This is a genomic window from Variovorax sp. Soil_C_12 (genome assembly GCF_057657375.1).
In genome coordinates this window covers 118,121-136,059 of sequence record NZ_JBDGIO010000009.1, presented here as the reverse complement: position 1 = coordinate 136,059, position 17,939 = coordinate 118,121, and the positions used below count along the sequence as shown (strand labels likewise).

At 68.9% G+C, this 17,939-nt stretch carries 14 protein-coding genes; 3 read left to right on the top strand and 11 right to left on the bottom strand.

What is annotated here, in order from left to right:
* The 5 genes from AC3A6X_RS23410 to AC3A6X_RS23390 form a co-directional block, all read right to left on the bottom strand.
* Window positions 1-1,272 (bottom strand): dihydroorotase, encoded by a 1,272-nt coding sequence (locus AC3A6X_RS23410; protein ID WP_487844445.1) that lies wholly within the window; start codon window positions 1,270-1,272, stop codon window positions 1-3.
* Window positions 1,269-2,231 carry an aspartate carbamoyltransferase catalytic subunit gene (locus AC3A6X_RS23405; protein WP_487844444.1) on the bottom strand — a complete coding sequence of 321 codons (963 nt, stop codon included), beginning with the start codon at window positions 2,229-2,231 and terminating at the stop codon, window positions 1,269-1,271. Before AC3A6X_RS23405 ends, AC3A6X_RS23410 begins: the two co-directional genes overlap by 4 nt.
* A gap of 89 nt (window positions 2,232-2,320) precedes the next feature.
* Window positions 2,321-2,812, bottom strand: a complete 492-nt coding sequence (gene pyrR, locus AC3A6X_RS23400) for a bifunctional pyr operon transcriptional regulator/uracil phosphoribosyltransferase PyrR (RefSeq protein ID WP_487844542.1) — start codon at window positions 2,810-2,812, stop codon at window positions 2,321-2,323.
* 80 nt (window positions 2,813-2,892) lie between these two features.
* The gene (gene ruvX / locus AC3A6X_RS23395; RefSeq protein ID WP_487844443.1) at window positions 2,893-3,315 is read right to left on the bottom strand and encodes a Holliday junction resolvase RuvX; all 423 of its coding nucleotides are present in this window, start codon (window positions 3,313-3,315) and stop codon (window positions 2,893-2,895) included.
* Between the two features lie 11 nt (window positions 3,316-3,326).
* On the bottom strand, window positions 3,327-3,926 hold the full coding sequence (locus tag AC3A6X_RS23390; RefSeq protein WP_487844442.1) for a YqgE/AlgH family protein: 600 nt from the start codon (window positions 3,924-3,926) through the stop codon (window positions 3,327-3,329).
* Here AC3A6X_RS23390 and AC3A6X_RS23385 point away from each other — a divergent pair.
* The gene (locus AC3A6X_RS23385) at window positions 3,925-5,427 is read left to right on the top strand and encodes a cryptochrome/photolyase family protein (protein WP_487844441.1); all 1,503 of its coding nucleotides are present in this window, start codon (window positions 3,925-3,927) and stop codon (window positions 5,425-5,427) included. The genes AC3A6X_RS23390 and AC3A6X_RS23385 overlap by 2 nt on opposite strands.
* A gap of 18 nt (window positions 5,428-5,445) precedes the next feature.
* Here the strand turns inward: AC3A6X_RS23385 and AC3A6X_RS23380 are convergent, their stop codons facing one another.
* The 6 genes from AC3A6X_RS23380 to AC3A6X_RS23355 all read right to left on the bottom strand — a co-directional run bounded on the left by AC3A6X_RS23380 (window position 5,446) and on the right by AC3A6X_RS23355 (window position 15,422).
* A complete protein-coding gene (locus AC3A6X_RS23380) occupies window positions 5,446-11,463 on the bottom strand; it encodes a hybrid sensor histidine kinase/response regulator (RefSeq protein ID WP_487844440.1) in 6,018 nt (2,005 codons plus the stop codon).
* A 16-nt stretch (window positions 11,464-11,479) separates the two neighbouring features.
* Complete coding sequence (locus AC3A6X_RS23375; RefSeq protein WP_487844439.1) at window positions 11,480-13,810, bottom strand: methyl-accepting chemotaxis protein; 2,331 nt, start codon at window positions 13,808-13,810, stop codon at window positions 11,480-11,482.
* 40 nt (window positions 13,811-13,850) lie between these two features.
* Complete coding sequence (locus AC3A6X_RS23370) at window positions 13,851-14,381, bottom strand: chemotaxis protein CheW (RefSeq protein ID WP_106559654.1); 531 nt, start codon at window positions 14,379-14,381, stop codon at window positions 13,851-13,853.
* Window positions 14,382-14,409: 28 nt separating this feature from the next.
* On the bottom strand, window positions 14,410-14,775 hold the full coding sequence (locus tag AC3A6X_RS23365; protein ID WP_106559655.1) for a response regulator: 366 nt from the start codon (window positions 14,773-14,775) through the stop codon (window positions 14,410-14,412).
* A complete protein-coding gene (locus AC3A6X_RS23360; RefSeq protein WP_106559656.1) occupies window positions 14,775-15,173 on the bottom strand; it encodes a response regulator in 399 nt (132 codons plus the stop codon). Before AC3A6X_RS23360 ends, AC3A6X_RS23365 begins: the two co-directional genes overlap by 1 nt.
* Before the next feature lie 78 nt (window positions 15,174-15,251).
* A complete protein-coding gene (locus tag AC3A6X_RS23355) occupies window positions 15,252-15,422 on the bottom strand; it encodes a rubredoxin (protein ID WP_007838397.1) in 171 nt (56 codons plus the stop codon).
* Between the two features lie 109 nt (window positions 15,423-15,531).
* Between AC3A6X_RS23355 and thiD the strand changes: the two genes are divergently transcribed.
* Together thiD and hemL are read left to right on the top strand one after the other, a co-directional pair.
* Window positions 15,532-16,494, top strand: a complete 963-nt coding sequence (gene thiD, locus AC3A6X_RS23350) for a bifunctional hydroxymethylpyrimidine kinase/phosphomethylpyrimidine kinase (RefSeq protein WP_487844438.1) — start codon at window positions 15,532-15,534, stop codon at window positions 16,492-16,494.
* Entirely contained in the window at window positions 16,494-17,795 is a 1,302-nt protein-coding gene (hemL, locus tag AC3A6X_RS23345; protein ID WP_487844437.1) for a glutamate-1-semialdehyde 2,1-aminomutase, read from the top strand. The genes thiD and hemL overlap by 1 nt, the downstream gene beginning before the upstream one ends.
* Window positions 17,796-17,939 lie beyond the last annotated feature (144 nt).

Genomic DNA, 17,939 nt, shown 5'->3' with positions numbered 1-17,939 from the left:
TCAACCGTGGACCAGCCGCCCGCCGACCAGTGTGTGGCGCGCCTTCCCGCGCAAGGCATAGCCGCCGAAGGGGGTGTGCTTGCCCTGGCTGCGCAGCGCCTCGGGCAACACCTGCCATTCGAGCGCGGGATCGACGACGCAGAGATCGGCCACCGCGCCCGGCGCCAGGCGCCCTGCTTCGGCGGCCCCGATCAGCCGCGCCGGCGCGGTGCTCACCACCTCGATCGCGCGCAGCAGTCCGGCGCCGCTTTGCTCGCCCCACTGCAGGGCCAGCGGCAGCAGCAGTTCGAGCCCGGTGGCGCCCGGCTCGCTCTCGGCGAAGGGCAGGGTCTTGGCGTCGGCCTCCACCGGCGTGTGATCGGACACCAGCGCGTCGATGGTGCCGTCGGCCAGCGCCGCCGAGAGCGCATCGCGGTCGCGCTGCTGGCGCAACGGCGGATTGAGCCGCGCACGGCTGTCGAAATAGCCGATGTCGGTATCGGCCAGGTGCAGCGAGTTGATGCTGACGTCGCAGCTGAGCGGCAGCCCCTCCGCTTTGGCCGCGCGCACCAGCGCCACGCCGGCGGCGCTCGACAGGCGGCACACATGCACGCGCGCGCCAGTGGAGCGCATCAGTTCGATGATGGTGAAGAGTGCAATGGTCTCGGCCGCCACCGGCACGCCGGACAGGCCCAGGCGCGTGGCGAGCGGGCCGCTGGCGGCCACACCCTGGCCCAGATCGCGGTCCTGCGGCCGCAGCCACACCGTGTAGTCGAAGGTGCTGGCGTACAGCAGCGCGCGCTGCAGCACCTGCGTGTTGTTCAGCGGGACATCCGCCTGGCTGAAGCCGATGCAGCCGGCCTCGGTCAGCTCGGCCATCTCGGTCAGCACCTCGCCCTTCAGGCCGCGTGTCAGTGCGCCCAGCGGGAACAGGCGCGCACTGCGCATCTTCTCGGCGCGGAACTTGAGCATCTCGACGAGGCCGGGCTCGTCGAGCACGGGGTCGGTGTCGGGCGGGCAGACCAGGCTGGTCACCCCGCCGGCCGCGGCCGCGGCCATCTCGCTCTCCAGCATGCGCTCGTGCTCGTAGCCGGGCTCGCGCAAGCGCGCGGCCAGGTCGACCAGGCCGGGCACGACCAGGCAGCCTTGCGCATCGAGCGTGCGCTCGGCGTTGAAGTCAGCCGGCGTGCTGCCGATGGCGAGCACCTTGCCGTCGGCAATGGTCAGGTCGGCCTGCTTGTCGAGGCCGGTGGCCGGATCGATGACACGACCGTTGGTGATCAGAATTCTCATGCTTCGTTACCTGCCACGATGCTCATGACGGCCATGCGGACGGCGATTCCGAAAGTGACCTGCGGCAGGATCACGCTCTGCTGGCCGTCGACCACCGCCGAGTCGATCTCGACCCCACGATTGATCGGGCCCGGGTGCATCACGATCGCATCGGGCTTGGCGAGCTGCAGCTTCTCGGGTGTCAGGCCGTAGGTCTTGAAGAACTCCTGCGACGAAGGCAGCAGTGCCCCGCTCATGCGCTCGTTCTGCAGCCGCAGCATGATGATCACGTCGCAGTCCCTGATGCCCTCCTCGAGCGAGTGACACACGCGCACGCCCATCTGCGCCATGTCGCCCGGCACCAGCGTCTTGGGGCCGACCACCCGCACCTCGGCGCAGCCCAGGGTGGTGAGCGCATGGATGTCGGAGCGCGCCACGCGCGAGTGCAGCACGTCGCCGACGATCGCCACCGTGAGGTTGGCGAAGTCCTTCTTGTAGTGGCGGATGGTGTACATGTCGAGCAGCCCCTGGGTCGGGTGCGCGTGGCGGCCGTCGCCGGCGTTCACCACGTGCACGTGGGGCGCCACGTGCTGCGCGATCAGGTAGGGCGCACCCGACTCGCTGTGCCGGACCACGAACAGGTCGGCGGCCATCGCGCTCAGGTTGGCGATGGTGTCGAGCAGCGACTCACCCTTGCTCGCGGAGGAGCGCGCGATGTCGAGGTTGATCACGTCGGCCGACAGCCGCTTGGCCGCGATCTCGAAAGTGGTGCGCGTGCGCGTCGAGTTCTCGAAGAAGAGGTTGAACACGCTCTTGCCGCGCAGGAGCGGCACCTTCTTGACCTCGCGGTCGCTCACGCTGGTGAAGTTGGCGGCGGTGTCGAGAATCTGCGTGAGGATGGCCTTGGGCAGGCCCTCGATCGAGAGCAGGTGGATCAGCTCGCCGTTCTTGTTGAGTTGGGGGTTGCGTTTGTAAAGCATCAGGCCTCCCGCCGGGCCGCCCCAAGGGAGGCCTGCGCGCCCTCGGGGGGCAGCGAATACACGTGGTGATGAGCGTGGGGGCAGTCCATTCAGGCTTGCTCCACTTGGAAGCTGAAAACACCCTTGTCGTCGCGCGCAAGCGCGAGCGACTGCGCAGCCGGCAACTCGAGCCGCGCCGCCGCGAAGTCCGCCGCCACCGGCAGTTCGCGACCGCCGCGGTCGACCAGCACCGCGAGCCGCACGCAGCCCGGCCGGCCGAAGTCGAACAGCTCGTTGAGCACCGCACGGATGGTCCGGCCGGTGTAGAGCACGTCGTCGAGCAGCAGCACGTCGGCGCCGTTCACGTCGAAGGGCAGCGAGGTCTGCGCGCTCGCGGCCATGCCGCGGCGCGCGAAGTCGTCGCGATGCATCGCCGAGGAGATGATGCCGGGGGTGCCGGGCAGGCCCAGGTCCTTCTGCAGCCGCTCGACCAGCCAGGCGCCGCCGGAGGTGACGCCGACCAGGCGCGTATCCGGGCGCATCAAGGGCTTCACGCCACTCAGCAACTCGAGATAGAGCGCTTCAGCATTCAGGGCCCCCACGCTCGGCACTGGCGTGTTGTCGCTGCCACCCGGAGGGGCGCTTGCCCCTCGGGGCAGCCCTTCGTTGCTCGGAATCGTATTCACGGGAGGTTCCTCAGAAACTGTTCAAGGATGATGCAGGCCGACGCCGCGTCGGCATCGCGCGCGCCCGAGGCCAGGGCCTCGGTGGTGCTGTAGCGCTCGTCGACCTCGTAGACCGGCAGGCCGAAGCGGCCCTTCAGCTGCCGCGCGAAACGCTGGGCAGCGCGGGTGTTGTCGTGCGCCGCGCCATCCGGGTGGTAGGGCACGCCCACCACCAGCGCGTCCGGCTGCCACTCGCGGATGCGCGCCTCGATCTGCGCAAAGCGGGCGTCGCCTTCGGCCCGGATGGTGACTTGCGGCGTCGCGCTTCGCAACAGCCGGTTGCCGCTCGCAACGCCTGTGCGCTTCTGCCCGAAGTCGAAGGCCAGGAAGCTTTGGAAATGGGAGGGAACGGAAGCAGGAGGGGCAGCGCTGTCGGGCATTGCCGGAACCCTCATGCATGCCCCGCTTCAGGCGACAGCGTCCAGGCCTGCAGGCCCAGCAGCGACAGGGCCTTGTCGTAGCGCTGCTCGATGGGCGTGTCGAAGATCACCTCCGGGTCGGCGCCCACGGTGAGCCAGCTGTTCTCGGCCAGTTCAGACTCCAGCTGGCCCTCGCCCCAGGCGGCGTAGCCGAGCGACACCAGCACCTTGCGTGGCCCGGCGCCGGTGGCCAGGGCCTCCAGCACATCCTTGGAGGTGGTCATTTCCAGGCCGCCGGGAATGGTCATGGTCGAGGCGTAGACCGACTCGTTGGGTTTCTCGCCCTCCCCGAACACCGGCTCGTGCAGCACGAAGCCGCGCTCGGTCTGCACCGGGCCGCCCTGGAACACCGGCGCGTTGCCGAGCTCGGGGCGCGACAGGCGCAGCTCGATCTTCTCGAACAGCACCCCGAGGTTGATGTCGCTGGGCTTGTTGATCACCAGACCGAGCGCGCCGCGCTCGCTGTGCTCGCAGAGGTAGACCACGCTCCGGCTGAAGGCCTTGTCCGTCAGACCCGGCATCGCGATCAGGAAGTGATGCGTGAGGTTCATCGGGGCAGAATCGGAGGCCATGCCGCCGATTTTACTGGCCGCCGACAAGACCTACGCCAAGGGCCTCATGTGGTTCCGCCGCGACCTGCGCGTGGACGACAACGCAGCGCTCTACCATGCGCTGCGGGCCTGTCGGCAACTGCTCTGCGTCTTCGTCTTCGACCGGGCGATCCTCGATGCGCTGCCGCGCGCGGACCGGCGCGTGGAATTCATCCGCGAATCGCTGGTCGAGCTGGAGACCGAGCTGCGCGGCCTGGGCGGCGGGCTGATCGTACGCCACGCCGTGGCCGAGGACGAGATCGCACCGCTCGCGCGCGCCCTGGAGGTGCAGGCGGTGTTCGCGAACCGCGACGACGAGCCCGAGGCGCTGGCGCGCGACGCCAAGGTCCTGGGCGCGCTGGCCAACGGCGGCATCAGCTTCCACACCTACAAGGACCAGGCCGTCTTCGACCGCGACGAGCTGCTGACGAAGACCGGCCAGCCCTATACCGTGTTCAGCGCCTACAAACGCGCCTGGCTGGCCAAGGTGGATGCCTTCTACCTGAAGCCCTACCCGGTGCGCAGCCATGCCGATGCGCTGGCGCCCGCACCCGCCACCTACCGCTCGCCCGTACCGGCGCTGGCCGAGATCGGCTTCGGGAAGAGCAACCTCTCCGACCTGGACATCCCGACCGGCAGCCAGGGCGGCGCAGCGCTCTTCGAGGATTTCTTCCAGCGCATCGACCGCTACCACCACGCGCGCGACTATCCGGCCGTGCGCGGCCCCAGCTACCTCGGCGTGCATCTGCGCTTCGGCACCGTCTCGGTCCGGCAGCTCGCAGGCGTGGCGCACCAGCTTTCGCTGCAGGGCGACGCCGGAGCCTCGACCTGGCTGGGGGAACTGATCTGGCGCGACTTCTTCTTCCAGATCCTCGCGCACCACCCCCAGGTCGGCGAAGGCAAGAGCTTCCGGCCGGAGTACGACCGGATCCAGTGGCATCACGGCAAGCACGCCGACACGCTCTTCGAGGCCTGGTGCCGCGGACGCACCGGCTACCCGCTGGTCGATGCCGCGATGGCGCAGATCAACCAGAGCGGCTACATGCACAACCGCCTGCGCATGATCGTGGCCAGCTTCCTCTGCAAAGACCTGGGCCTGGACTGGCGGCGCGGTGAGCGCTACTTTGCGCTGCAGCTCAACGACTTCGAGCTGGCGTCCAACAACGGCAATTGGCAATGGGCCAGTTCTAGCGGCTGCGACGCGCAGCCCTACTTCCGGATCTTCAACCCGGTCACGCAGAGCGAGCGCTTCGACCCCGAAGGGAAGTTCATCCGTCGCTATCTGCCGCAGCTGGCGAAGCTGCCGGGCACGAGCATCCACGCGCCCTGGACCGCGGCGCCGCTGGAGCTGGAAGCGGCCGGGGTGCGGCTGGGCGACAGCTATCCGGCGCCGATCGTCGACCACGCCGAGGCGCGAGAGCGCACGCTGCAGCGCTATGCCGTGGTGCGCGAGGCAAAGGGTGGAAGGAAGGGCGGCGCCTGAAGCGCCGCCCGGGCCCGATCAGGCCGCCATCGCCTGCGGCGCCTCGGCGCTGGTGTAGTGGCGCACCAGCCGCAACAGCTCGTCTTCCGCGTAAGGCTTGCCGAGGTAGTGGTTGACACCCAGCGCGCGCGCATGGTCGTGGTGCTTTTCCGCGATGCGCGAGGTGATCATGATGATCGGCAGACCGGCCAGCGAGGCGTCGGCGCGGATGTTGCGCGCGAGGTCGAAGCCATCCATGCGCGGCATCTCGATGTCCGACAGCACCACCGCCGGCCGCTCCTGCTGCAGGCGCTCGAGCGCTTGCAGGCCGTCGGCCGCCAGCGACACGCGGTAGCCTTCGCGCTGCAGCAGGCGCTGCGTGACACGGCGCACGGTGATCGAGTCGTCGACCACCAGCACGAGCGGGATCTGCGGCGGCACCGTCGGGGCCACCACGGCGTCCGCGCCGTGGGCCGAGCCGGCGGCCGATGCGCCGCTGGCCTGGAACTGCCGCGCCTGCTCGCCATGCACCGCCGCCAAGGCCACGGGGTTGTAGATCAGCGCGACCGCACCGGAAGCCAGCACCGAGATGCCGGCCATGCCCGGCAGCCGCGAGAGCTGCGGACCGAGGTTCTTGACCACCACTTCCTGGTTGCCCAGCACTTCGTCCACGTGCAAGGCCACCCGCTGGGCCGCGCTTCGCACGATAACGATGGTGTTGGTCTTGGCCGTCCCGCGCTCGCTGCGCGCGGACGATTGCAGCAGCGCACCGGCCCAGAAGAAGGGCACCTGATCGCCTCCGAAGGGGTAGCGCTGCTCCAGGTAAGCGGTCTCGAGATCGGAGGCCCCGGCGCGCTGCACCAGTTCCACCAGGTTCGACGGCACGCCGATCGAGGTGGCACCGGCACGCAGCATGACCACGTGCGTCACCGCCGTCGTCAGCGGCAGCACCAGCTTGAATTGCGTGCCCTCGCCCGGCTTGCTCTGGATCTCGATGCGGCCACCGAGTGCCGCGACCTGCGCGCGCACGACGTCCATGCCGATCCCGCGGCCGGCCAGCTCGGACACCTGCTCGGCGGTCGAGAAGCCGGGGGTGAAGATCAGCTCGGCCGTCTCGCCCTCGCTCGGCTGGTGGTCCGCAGCGATCAGGCCCAGGGCGCGCGCGCGCTCGACGATGCGCCGGTGGTTGAGCCCGGCGCCGTCGTCGCGGAAGCTCACAGAGACGTCGTTGCCCTCGTGGTGCAGCTCGATGGCGATGAGGCCGCTCGGCTCCTTGCCGGCCTTCTCGCGCGTCGCCGCGTCCTCGATGCCATGCGCGACGCAGTTGCGCAGCAGGTGCTCGAAAGCGGGCGTCATGCGGTCCAGCACGCCGCGGTCCATTTCGATGGTGCCGCCGACGATGTCCAGGCGCACCTGCTTCCCGGTGTCCTTGGAAGCCTGCCGCACCACGCGGTAGAGGCGCTCGGAAATGCCTTCGAACTCCACCATGCGCGTGCGCAGCAGGCCGCGCTGCAGTTCGCGCGTCTGGCGCGCCTGGGCGCTGAGGTCGTCTTCCGTCGCCTGCACGGTCTTCTGCAGCGTGCGCTGCACGGTCGCCACGTCGTTGACCGACTCGGCCATCATGCGCGTGAGCTCCTGCACGCGCGTGAAGCGGTCGAACTCGAGCGGATCGAAGCCCTGCTGCGAATCCTTGGCCTGCGCCAGGCGCGACTGCATCTGGCTCTCGGCCTGCACCTCGATGTCGCGCAGCTGCTGGCGCAGGCGGTCGAGGTTGCCGGTCAGGTCGCCGAGCGAGCTGCGCAGCTGGCCGAGCTCGGCCTCCAGGCGCGAGCGGGTGATGATGACCTCGCCGGCCTGCGCCACCAGGCGGTCGAGCAGGTGGGTGCGGATGCGCACCGCCTGGCTGGAGAGCGGGCGCAGCGGCGTGAGCGCCGAGGGCGAAGGCATCGGCAGCGCGAGGCGCGACCTTTCGGTGGCCTGGCCGGCCGTCGGCGAGACGGGCTCGGCGGCGTCCGTTTCCGGCACTTCGGCGCGCGCCTCGACGACCGGAGCCGAAGCCGGTGCGGCAACGGCCCGCTGTGCCAGCTCGCTCTGCATCGCGTTGTCGGCCGCGCGCAGCGCATCGAAGGTGGCCTGCAACGCATCGAAACGCGTCAGCAGCTGTTCGACCGAGGCGCGATTGGCGCCCGAGGACCCGATGGCCTCGATCTCGGACTCCATGCGGTGGGCGCGCTCGCCCAGGCGCATGGCGCCGGCCAGCCGGGCACTGCCCTTGAGCGTGTGCAGCGTGCGCAGCGTGGCGGCGCGCGGCGCCGGGTCGTCCAGGTGCTGCGACCATTCGCGCAGCGCGGTGCCCAGCTGCGGCAGCAGCTCTGCCGCCTCCTCCTCGAAGATCGGGAACAGGTCGACGTCGACCGCGTCGGCCACGTCGATTGCGTCCTCGCCCTCGTCGAGCGACACGTCGCCGCTGCCGGGACGCGGCGCGGCCACGACAGTGCCTGCGGCGGTATCGCCGATCTCGAGCGGCATGGGCGACGCCGCCACCTCGCGCAGTGCCTGCAGCGTCGCGTCGGCGGGTTCCTTGAGGAAGCCGGCCGCGAACTGATGCAGCAGGCGGCGCAGTTCGTCGGCTGCCGCGACTAGTACCACGCCCTGCGCCGGCGTGCCGCGGCCCTGCATGTACAGGTGCTGCAGCGCGGCCTCGAAGGAACGCGCCATATCCGACAGGCCCTGGAAGCCGACGGTCGACGAACTGCCTGCCAGAGAATGGGCCAGGTTGATGGCCGATTCCGGCACGCGCTGATTCGATTCGAGCGCCCACTCGCCGACCTCATGGGCCAGCTGCCGCGACCACTCGTCGGCTTCGACCAGGTAGACGTTGTAGAGCGCGATGCCGATGCGCAGCGGCCCGATGACCTTGACCTGATCGTCGGCGCCAGGGACCGGCAGCCTGTCGACGGGGATCGCCGCGGCAAACGCCGAGGCCTCGACGAGCGGTTCGGGTTCGTGCGCAGTCTCGGGCTTGAATTCGGACTGCGGCTCAGCTGCGGGCTCCGGCACCACCACGGGCGTGGCGGCCGGCACCTCCGGCTCTGTCTCGACCTGCGCTTCGATCTGCGGCTGCTCGGTCGGGTCTTCGGCCGCCGGCTCCAGGTGCAGTTCCAGCGAGAGCTCCGGCAAGGCTTCGCGTGGGGTCTCTTCGACCGACGCCTCCTTGAGCAGCGGCACGGGAAGCGAATGCGCCTCCAGAGCGACGGGCGGCTCGTCGGCCGGCATCGGCAAGGCGGGCTCGATGCTCACGTGCGCGGTCTCGAGGAAGTCGATCTCTTCCAGCTCGGCCGGCAGTTGCGGCTCTTCGACCAGTGGCGTGGGCTTGCTGTCGTAGTCCAGGAAGTCGGTCGAAGCGAAATCGTCGTCGGCGGTGGGCTGTTCCGGCGCCTCGGCGCTCGCAGGTTCGGGCTGGACAGCCGGCGGCGCGAAATCCGGCGCGTCGAAGGTCAGCGGTCCCAGGTCCAGGTCGGGCAAGTCCGGCAGGGGCAGTGGCTGGAGCTCGGGCTGCGCCTCGGGCACGGCCTCGGCTTCGATCCATGTCTCCTCGGCCGCGATGTGGCGCGCTGCCGCGACCAGCGTGTCGGCATCCGCCACAGGGGCGGGCGGCGCGATCGGCTCGCCGGTGCGCAGCGATTCCGCCACGCTGCAGAAGGGCGCGGACTGCCAGCCGTGCGGCTCGTTGGCGGCGATGGCTTCGACCCATTTCGCAAAGTCGGTCAACGCACGGCGCGTGCCGGCAAGCAGTTCGGGCGTGGCCGGACGCTGGTCGGCCAGCCAGGTGTTGAGCACCTGCTCGAAGGACCAGGCGGCTTCGCCGAAATCCATCAGCCCGACCATGCGCGAGCTGCCCTTGAGCGTGTGGAAGGCGCGGCGCAGCACGGTCAGTTCGCCGTTGTCGTCCGGGCGGGAGCCCAGCGCCGAGACGGCGGCCAGGCCGTTGTGCAGCACCTCGCGGGCCTCGTCGAGGAAGATGTTCTGGAGGTCGTCCTCCTCCAGCTCCCGCACTTCGGTATCGGGCAGAGCCTCCAGTGGCGCCGGGCCCGTGATCTTGGCGGTCCAGCTCGCGGCCGGGCGGCGGACCTCCTCGATCGGCGGCGGCGGTGCCTTGCGCGCCGGCGTCGCCAGCGCGGCGAGCTTGGCCGCGATCTGGGCATCGACTTCCTCCACGCTGAGCACGGAATCGGTGACCGAGACCGGCCCGGAGGCCGAGGCGAAGGAGGCGGACGCGGCCACCTCGGGCGCGGCCGCCTCGGCGGCCTGGCGGCCCATCAGCGGCTTGAGCTCGCCGGCTTCGGCGTCGAACACGAACAGACGCTTGGCCAGCGCCGGCTGATAGCTCAGCATGTCGATCAGGAAGCCCAGCGCGCCCAGGTTGTTGCCGAGCGCGTCGAAGTCCGTGGCGTCGGTGGCGGACGGCTCCTCCGCCAGCAGGCGGTCGACGTTCTCGCGCATGCGGTGCACGGTCTGGGCGGCCTGCTCAAGGCCGAGCACCGAGAAAACGCCCTTCATCTGCAGCAGCTGCGTCGGCACGGTGCGCAGCAGGCCCTTCTCGGTCGGCCGGCGGAAGAACTGGTCGAGCGATTTCTCGAGCTCGCTGAGGTGGCTGCGCAGCTCGCCGACCACGGTGCCCATGGTCTGGCGGTCGCTCACGCGGCGATAGAGCTCCTCCATCCAGGGCTCGAGCGGCTCCGAGCGGCCGCCTTCGCGCGCGCGCTCGATGCGGCCGGCCAGCTGGACGGTCCGCGCCGTCAGCTGGCGATCATGCGGATCGAGGTCTTCGAAAGCGGCCTCGAGGTAGAGCACCGAGGTCGCGACCTCCATCGCCAGCTCAGTGGCCGGCGGACGGCCCGAGCGCATGGAGGCATCGACCGCGTTGTTCAGGGCCTGCACCATGGGCTGGCTGGGCGGATGCAGCTTTTGCAGCGACTCGCCGAGCTGCACGAAGGTGTCGGCCACCTGGCGCGTGCGCGAGACGTCACCGCCGGAAAGCGCCGACCACATCTCCTTGGCGTTCTCGATGCGCTTGCGCGCCTGCATCAGCACCTGCGGGTCGAAGCGGCCGAACTGCTCGATCGTGTAGTCGACCTTCTGCTCGTTGGCCACGCCCCAGGCGACGCGCACCGCGCGCAGCGTGGCGGCCTCGTCGCGCGCGCCGGGCACGGCCTGGGCGCAGAAGAACAGCAGGTCCTGACCCAGGCGGTCGGAAACGGTGTTGTCACCGCGCGCCAGCGTGGCGTACTGCAAGAGCACGCGCGAGGCCGCGCGCTTGACGTGAGCGTCGGCGGGGATCAACGCCAGCGCCAGTGCCTCGAAGAAGCCGGCCGCCAGCGTCCAGAAGCTGGCCACCCGCGGCACCGAGGCGCCGCGGCCCAGGCTCAGGCACAGGGCCTGGAGCCGGCGCGCGGCGTGGTCGTCGCCGTTCTTGACGATCTTCAGCACCTCGCGGTCGAGCTTGGAGCGCACCGCGGGGTCGTACACCATCGCGGTCTGCGTGGGCGAGGGCTTGATCTCGGCCCAGCGCCAGTTCATGTCCCAGAGGTCGGCCGGATGCACGCGCTCGTTGCCCACCAGCTCGAGCACGTCGCGGTACTGGGGGAACAGGGCGACCGAGGACACGGTCTTGCCCCCCAGCAGCGCATTGAGGAAATCGGCGACGGCGAAACCCGCGCGGTCGATCTTCTGGGCCGCGGCCTCGGTGCAGCGCGCCGGCTCGGTGACGAAGCTCTGGACGGCGAACTCCATCGCCCCCAGCACCAGCGCAGGCGCCGAGTGCCCCACCATCTGCAGCGCGCCGACGGCCTGGTGCAGTTGCTGCCGGGCCAGGCGCAGGGGCGCGGTGTCGGCCTCGACGCTGCCGCCGGACTCGCGCGCGAAGCGCTTCAGCGTCTTGCTGGCGTTGTCGAGCGACTTCTGGATTTCTCCGAGCACCCAGGCCAGCGGCCCGAGATCTTCATGGGCCGGCGCGTGACCGGCTTTCGGGGCGGTGGCGGGGCTTTGGGTCGACACGTTGGATGCTCGGGGTTCAGGCAATCTTGAAGCGGGCCACCGACTGGCGCAGTTCCTCGGCCATGTGTGAGAGCTCGCGCACCTGCTGGGCGGTGGTGCGCGTGCCTTCGCCGGTCTGCTCGGTCACGGCGAAGATGTGCTGGATGTTGGCGGCCACCACGTTGGCCGAATCGGCTTCGCGGGACGCGGACTGCGAGATCTGCTCGATCAGCTCGGCGAGGCGGCGCGACACGCGGTCGATCTCGGACAGCGCGGTACCGGCGTTGTCGGAGAGCTTGGCCCCCTCGACCACGCCCTGCGTGGAGCGCTCCATGGCGCCCACCGCATCCTGCGTGTCGGTCTGAATGGCCTTCACGAGCGCCGAAATCTGGCGCGTGGCGTCCGCCGAGCGTTCGGCCAGGCGCTGCACTTCTTCCGCCACCACCGAGAAGCCGCGGCCGGCTTCACCGGCGGACGCGGCCTGGATGGCGGCGTTCAGGGCCAGCACGTTGGTCTGCTCGGTAATGTCCGAAATCAGCTCGGTGATTTCGCCGATCTCCTGGGACGATTCGCCGAGGCGCTTGATCCGCTTGGAGGTTTCCTGGATCTGGTCGCGGATGGAGTTCATGCCGCCGATCGCGTTCTGCACGGCCTGCAGGCCCGAAGACGCGGCCTGCAGCGACTGGCGCGCCACCGTGGCCGATTCCTGCGCTTGCGAGGACACGCCGTTGATGCGCTCTGCCATCGTCAGCACCGACTGGCCCGTCTCGCGAATCTCGCGCAGCTGCTCGGTCGAGGCGGCCAGCAGCTCGGTCGAGGTGCTTTCCACCTGGGAAGTGGTCTGCGCCACGCGGGTGGCCGTGTTCTGCACGTTGCCCACCAGCAGGCGCAGCTCTTCCACCGTGTAGTTCACCGAGTCCGCGATGGCGCCGGTGATGTCCTCGGTCACGGTGGCTTCCTGCGTCAGGTCGCCTTCGGCCACCGTCTGCAGTTCGTTCATGAGCCGCAGAATGGCCGCCTGGTTGGCGGCGTTGACGCGGCCCGCGTCCTCGCTGGCACGTTCGGCGGCGACCCGCTCACGTTCTGCGGCCAGTGCACGCTCGCGGCCCTCACGCACCTGCACGAAGCCGATCGCGCCGGCCAGCGCCAGGGCGGCCAGCGACAGCACGAAGAGCATCACCACCGTGCCGGCGCCGAGACCGGTGCGCGCCGAGAGCTTTTCCTGCAGGTCGCTGAGCGAGGTGCGCAGCGGCTCGCTGTCGGCCAGGATCGCAGCTTGCGCCTCGCGTGCCGCCACCAGACCCTGGAGGTTGCCAAGGATGGCGCCGGCCTGCGTGCGGGTCTGCTCATAGGTCTTGAGGATGGCCTCGAGCTGCTGGCGGGTCTGCGCATCGCGCGTGCCCGGCAGGCGCTGCTGGGCATTGCCCTCGAGCAGGCCGCGCGTGACTTCCTGGAAGGTGTTCAGGTCCTTGCCGAGCAGGAACACGGCGTCGGGGCTCACGCCCTCGACCGTCAGGAACTCGTTGGCCGACTTGCCGATGCGCTGCGTCAGCATCACCAACTGGCCGGCGGCCGAGATCTCGGGCAGCGTGGCGTTCTGCTGCATCTTCAGCGAGGCCACGGTCTCGGTCATTTCGAGCAGGTCGGAGGACTGGCGGTTGATGTCGCGCAGCGCGGTGCCGACCTGGGTCAGGATCTTCTGCTGGGCCAGAACGGCCTTGGCGCTCTTGTCGGCACGCTCGACCAGCGGCGTGATCTTGCCGAGCTCGGCTTCGTACTGGCTGCCCACGCGCTCCAGCTTGAGCGCGTCGTCGCCATTGGCCAGGCCCTGGACGCGGCGCGTCAGGTCGTCCGCGCTCTCCTTGACCTCGGTGAAGGCCGGCACGTTGCCCACGAGCGCCTGTGACACCGACTTGGCCAGGCGCTGCGATTGCATCAGCGACTGGCCGGTGGAGGCGACCTGCTGCGCCAGCCGTTCGGCGCGCAGGATGGCGGAGCCGGCCACCAGCAGCAGCAACAGCACCACCGCGGCGAGCACGATCGCCAGCACGCGCTGCTGGCGCGCGGGGTTAGAGCGCAGCGAGCCGCCGCCGGCCGTCGGTTGCGAAGGGGCGGCGCCGGGGGTCTCGGACAGCACGGGGTCGTTGTCGATCGTGACGGCCGGGGACTGGTCGTTGGCGGCGTCCATTGCGAGAACCACCGACTCGGGCGTCTCGGACGTCGAATCGCGTCGGATGCGCATCGTCTTTTCCTCGGGCGGCTGCAAGGTTTCGGAGCCATCCAGGGACAACGTCGACCCGCTGTCGACACGCATGGTGTCGCCACCCGCAGGCAGGAATTTCTTGAACTTGTCGGCGATCGAGCTCACGGTCGGTCCTTCAGGTAATGGTCGGTGCAAGGCGCTGCACTCAGGCGCCGATACTCAAAAATTGCGGTTGCTGCGACAGCGCCTGCAGGTTGATTTCCTGCCAGCGCTCACCGGCTGCGTCGGTGTACGAATGCCCCAGCCAGGCGGGGGCGTCGCCGTCCGGCGCCTGCGATTCGGTGAAGGCTTCCACACCGCGCAGACCCACCAGCCGGTCGATCAACAGGGCGCAGTTGACTTCCAGCATTTCGTTGAGCGCCACCAGGCGCGATTGGGCTCGCGCCGAATCGCCGCCGGCGGGCGCGGCCTCGCGGGAAGCGAAGGTGGACAGCTGGACGATGCCGTACAGGCCGCCGCGCAGGTTGGCGACGCCAAGGAACCAGGGCTGTGCGTAGGGCACCGCCTGCGGCGGGGTCCAGGGGAAGATCTCGCCGGCATGTCCGAGCGGGAACAGGTATTTCGCCTCGCCCGCCTCCACCGCGAGCCAGGAGGCGGACACACCCGAAGTGCGGGCCGCCTGCAGGCGGCTGGCAAGCCGGGACTGGAAAGCGCGTAGGGCGTCGCGGTTGGCCATGAACGAGAGAAAAAAGAAAAGCCGCCGGTCAGGCCAGCGCGCTGATCTTGGCGATCAGCTCGGCCGCATTGACCGGCTTGACGATGTAGTCGCGAGCACCCTGGCGCATGCCCCAGAGCCGATCGGTTTCCTGATTCTTGCTGGTGCACATGATGATGGGCACCGAAGCGTACTGCGGGTTGCGCGCGATCGCGCGGGTGAGTTGGAACCCGTTCTGGCCCGGCATCACGACATCCATGAGGATGAGGTCGGGCTGCTCTTCCTCGAGGCGGCGCATGGCGTCCTCGGCGTTCTCGGCAGTCTTCACCGAGAAGCCGTTCTTCTGGAGAAGATCGGTCAGGAAGATCAACTCGGTCTTGGAGTCGTCGACAACGAGCACTTTGCGAATGGCCATTACTGCACTTCCTGCGAAACGACGCCGAACTGCTGCACCGCCTGCAGCAGCTGGTCTTTGGTGAAAGGTTTGGTGAGATAGTCCTGCGAGCCGACCATGCGGCCGCGCGCCTTGTCGAATACGCCGTCCTTGGACGAGAGCATCACGACGGGGACATTGGAGAAGTGGGCGTTGCGCTTGATGATGGCGCAGGTCTGGTAACCATCGAGGCGCGGCATGAGAATGTCGCAGAAGATCAGGTGCGGCTTGTGGTCGTTGACCTTCGACAGCGCGTCGAAACCGTCCTCCGCCAGCAGCACCTCGTGACCGCCCTGCTTGAGGAAGATTTCGGCGCTGCGCCGAATGGTGTTGCTGTCGTCGATGACGAGAACCTTGTAACCGGATCCGTTCGAGCTCATTCTCGCCGCTCCTTTATGACACTCTAAGACCGAAACGCCCCTCGTGGGGCGCCAAGAAGCACGGCCCTATGCCATGCTTCAGATTTCAACCATCTCGAAGTCTTCCTTGCGTGCCCCGCATTCGGGACAGGTCCAATTCATCGGAACATCTGCCCATGCCGTGCCGGCCGCAATACCATCCTCTGGCACCCCCACCGCTTCGTCATAGATCCACCCGCAAATCAGGCACATCCAGGTTTTCGTATTCATCGCAGCTTAAAGTCCCTGTTCATAGAATGCAACGATCGTATCCAAACGTATCTCAAAATCGCGTGATAAGCGTCTCAGATACGCCACCATCTGCCGAGCCCCGCTGCGTATGACAACTTCCTTATTACCACCGGAGCAAGGCCACAAAGTGAGCGATCTTACCGACCCCACCAGCGACGAAGTCAGCGCCGAGAGCGAGCCGAATCCGCCCTGCGTGCTGGTCTTCAACGCGAGCGACCCCAGCGGTGCCGGCGGGCTCGCCTGCGACGCCGTGGCCATCGCCTCGGTCGGTGCCCACATGCTGCCGGTCGTCACCGGCGCCTATGCGCGCGACACCGCAGAGATCTTCGACCACTTCCCCTTCGACGAAGAGGCCGTCGCCGAGCAGGCCCGCACCATCCTCGAGGACGTGGAGGTGCAATTGATCAAAGTGGGCTTCGTGGGCTCTCCCGAGAACCTGAGCACCGTGGCCGAGACCGCGACCGACTACCCCGAAGTCCCTGTGGTTGCCTACATGCCCAACCTCTCCTGGTGGGAGGACGCGCAGATCGAGGCCTATCTCGACGCCTTCCGCGAGCTGGTGCTGCCGCAGACCACCGTGCTGGTTGGCAATCACAGCACGCTGTGGCGCTGGCTGCTGCCGGACTGGGCCGGCGAACGGCCGCCCACCGCACGCGACATCGCGCGCGCCGCCGGCGAGGTGGGCGTGCCCTACACGCTGGTGACGGGAATAGTGCTGCCCGACCAGTACTTCGACAACGTCCTGGCCTCGCCGCAGTCGGTGCTCGCCAGCGAGAAATACGAGCGGCTCGACGCCGTGTTCACCGGCGCCGGCGACACGCTCTCCGGCGCGCTGGCTGCGCTCCTGGCCAGCGGCACCGACCTGGCCGCCGCCGCCACCGAAGCGCTGAGCTACATGGACCGCTGCCTCGACGCGGGCTTCCGTCCGGGCATGGGCCATGTCCTGCCGGACCGCCTCTTCTGGGCCCAGCCCGAGGAGGAGGACGCCGAAAATGAGGACTCCGCCACCCCCATCGACTTCGCCCTGCCCCCCCACGACACAAGACACTGATGCCCAGCGCCACCGACCCCAACAGCATCCTCTTCGAGCGCGCCCGCGCCGTGATCCCCGGCGGCGTCAATTCGCCGGTACGCGCCTTCCGGGCCGTCGGCGGCACGCCGCGCTTCGTGAAACGCGCCCAGGGCGCCTACTTCTGGGACGCGGCCGACCAGCGCTACATCGACTACATCGGCTCCTGGGGGCCGATGATCCTGGGCCACGGCCATCCTGCGGTGGTGGAGGCCGTGCAGCGCGCCGTGACCGACGGCTTCTCCTTCGGCGCCCCGACCGAGCGCGAGATCGAGCTCGCCGAGGCCATCCTCGCGCTCGTGCCCTCGATGGAGATGGTGCGCCTCGTGAGCTCGGGCACCGAGGCCGCAATGAGCGCGCTGCGGCTGGCGCGCGGCGCCACCGGCCGCAAGTACATCATCAAGTTCGAAGGCTGCTACCACGGCCATGCCGACGCGCTGCTGGTCAAGGCGGGCTCCGGCCTTGCGACCTTCGGCAACCCGACCTCGGCCGGCGTGCCGCCCGAGGTCGTGCAGCACACCCTGGTGCTCGAGTACAACAACCTCGCGCAGCTGGAGGAAGCCTTCACGCTGCACGGCCACGAGATCGCCGGCCTGATGATCGAGGCCATTGCCGGCAACATGAATTTCGTGCGCGCGAGCGCGCCCTTCGCGCAGCGCTGCCGGGAGCTTTGCACGCAGTACGGCGCGCTGCTGGTGTTCGACGAGGTCATGACCGGCTTCCGCGTCGGCCTGCATGGCGCCCAGGGCGTGCTGGGCATCCGGCCCGACCTCACGGTGCTGGGCAAGGTGATCGGCGGCGGCATGCCGCTGGCGGCCTTCGGCGGGCCGCGCGCGATCATGGAGCAGCTGGCGCCGCTGGGCCCGGTCTACCAGGCCGGCACGCTGTCGGGCAATCCGGTGGCCACGGCCTGCGGCCTGGCGACGCTCAAGGAAATCGCCAAGCCCGGCTTTTACGAAGCGCTTTCGAAGAAGACCCGCGCGCTGGTCGACGGGCTGAAGGCCGTTGCTGCCGCCGAAGGCCAGCCTTTCAGCGCAGACAGCGAGGGCGGCATGTTCGGCTTCTTCCTCATGGATGCGTTGCCGCAGAACTATGGCGCCGTGATGACGACCGACAGCGCCAGGTTCAATGCGCTGTTTCACGGCCTGCTCGATCGCGGCGTGTATATTGCGCCCGCGCTGTACGAAGCCGGCTTCGTCAGCGCCGCCCACAGCGACGAGGACATCGCTGCCACCATCGAAGCTGCCCGCCAGATCTTCGGAAGGACCAAGCCACCGAAGTGAAGCCCCTGCGTCTGCTGCCGGCCTGGTGAGCGGCTTCGACGGCTACCCGAACCACCGCAACGGCAACGGGTTCCCGGCGCTCATTCCACGGCGGCCATCGAGGGCAAGAACTGGGGGCTCAACATCGCCAACGTGCCGGCGATC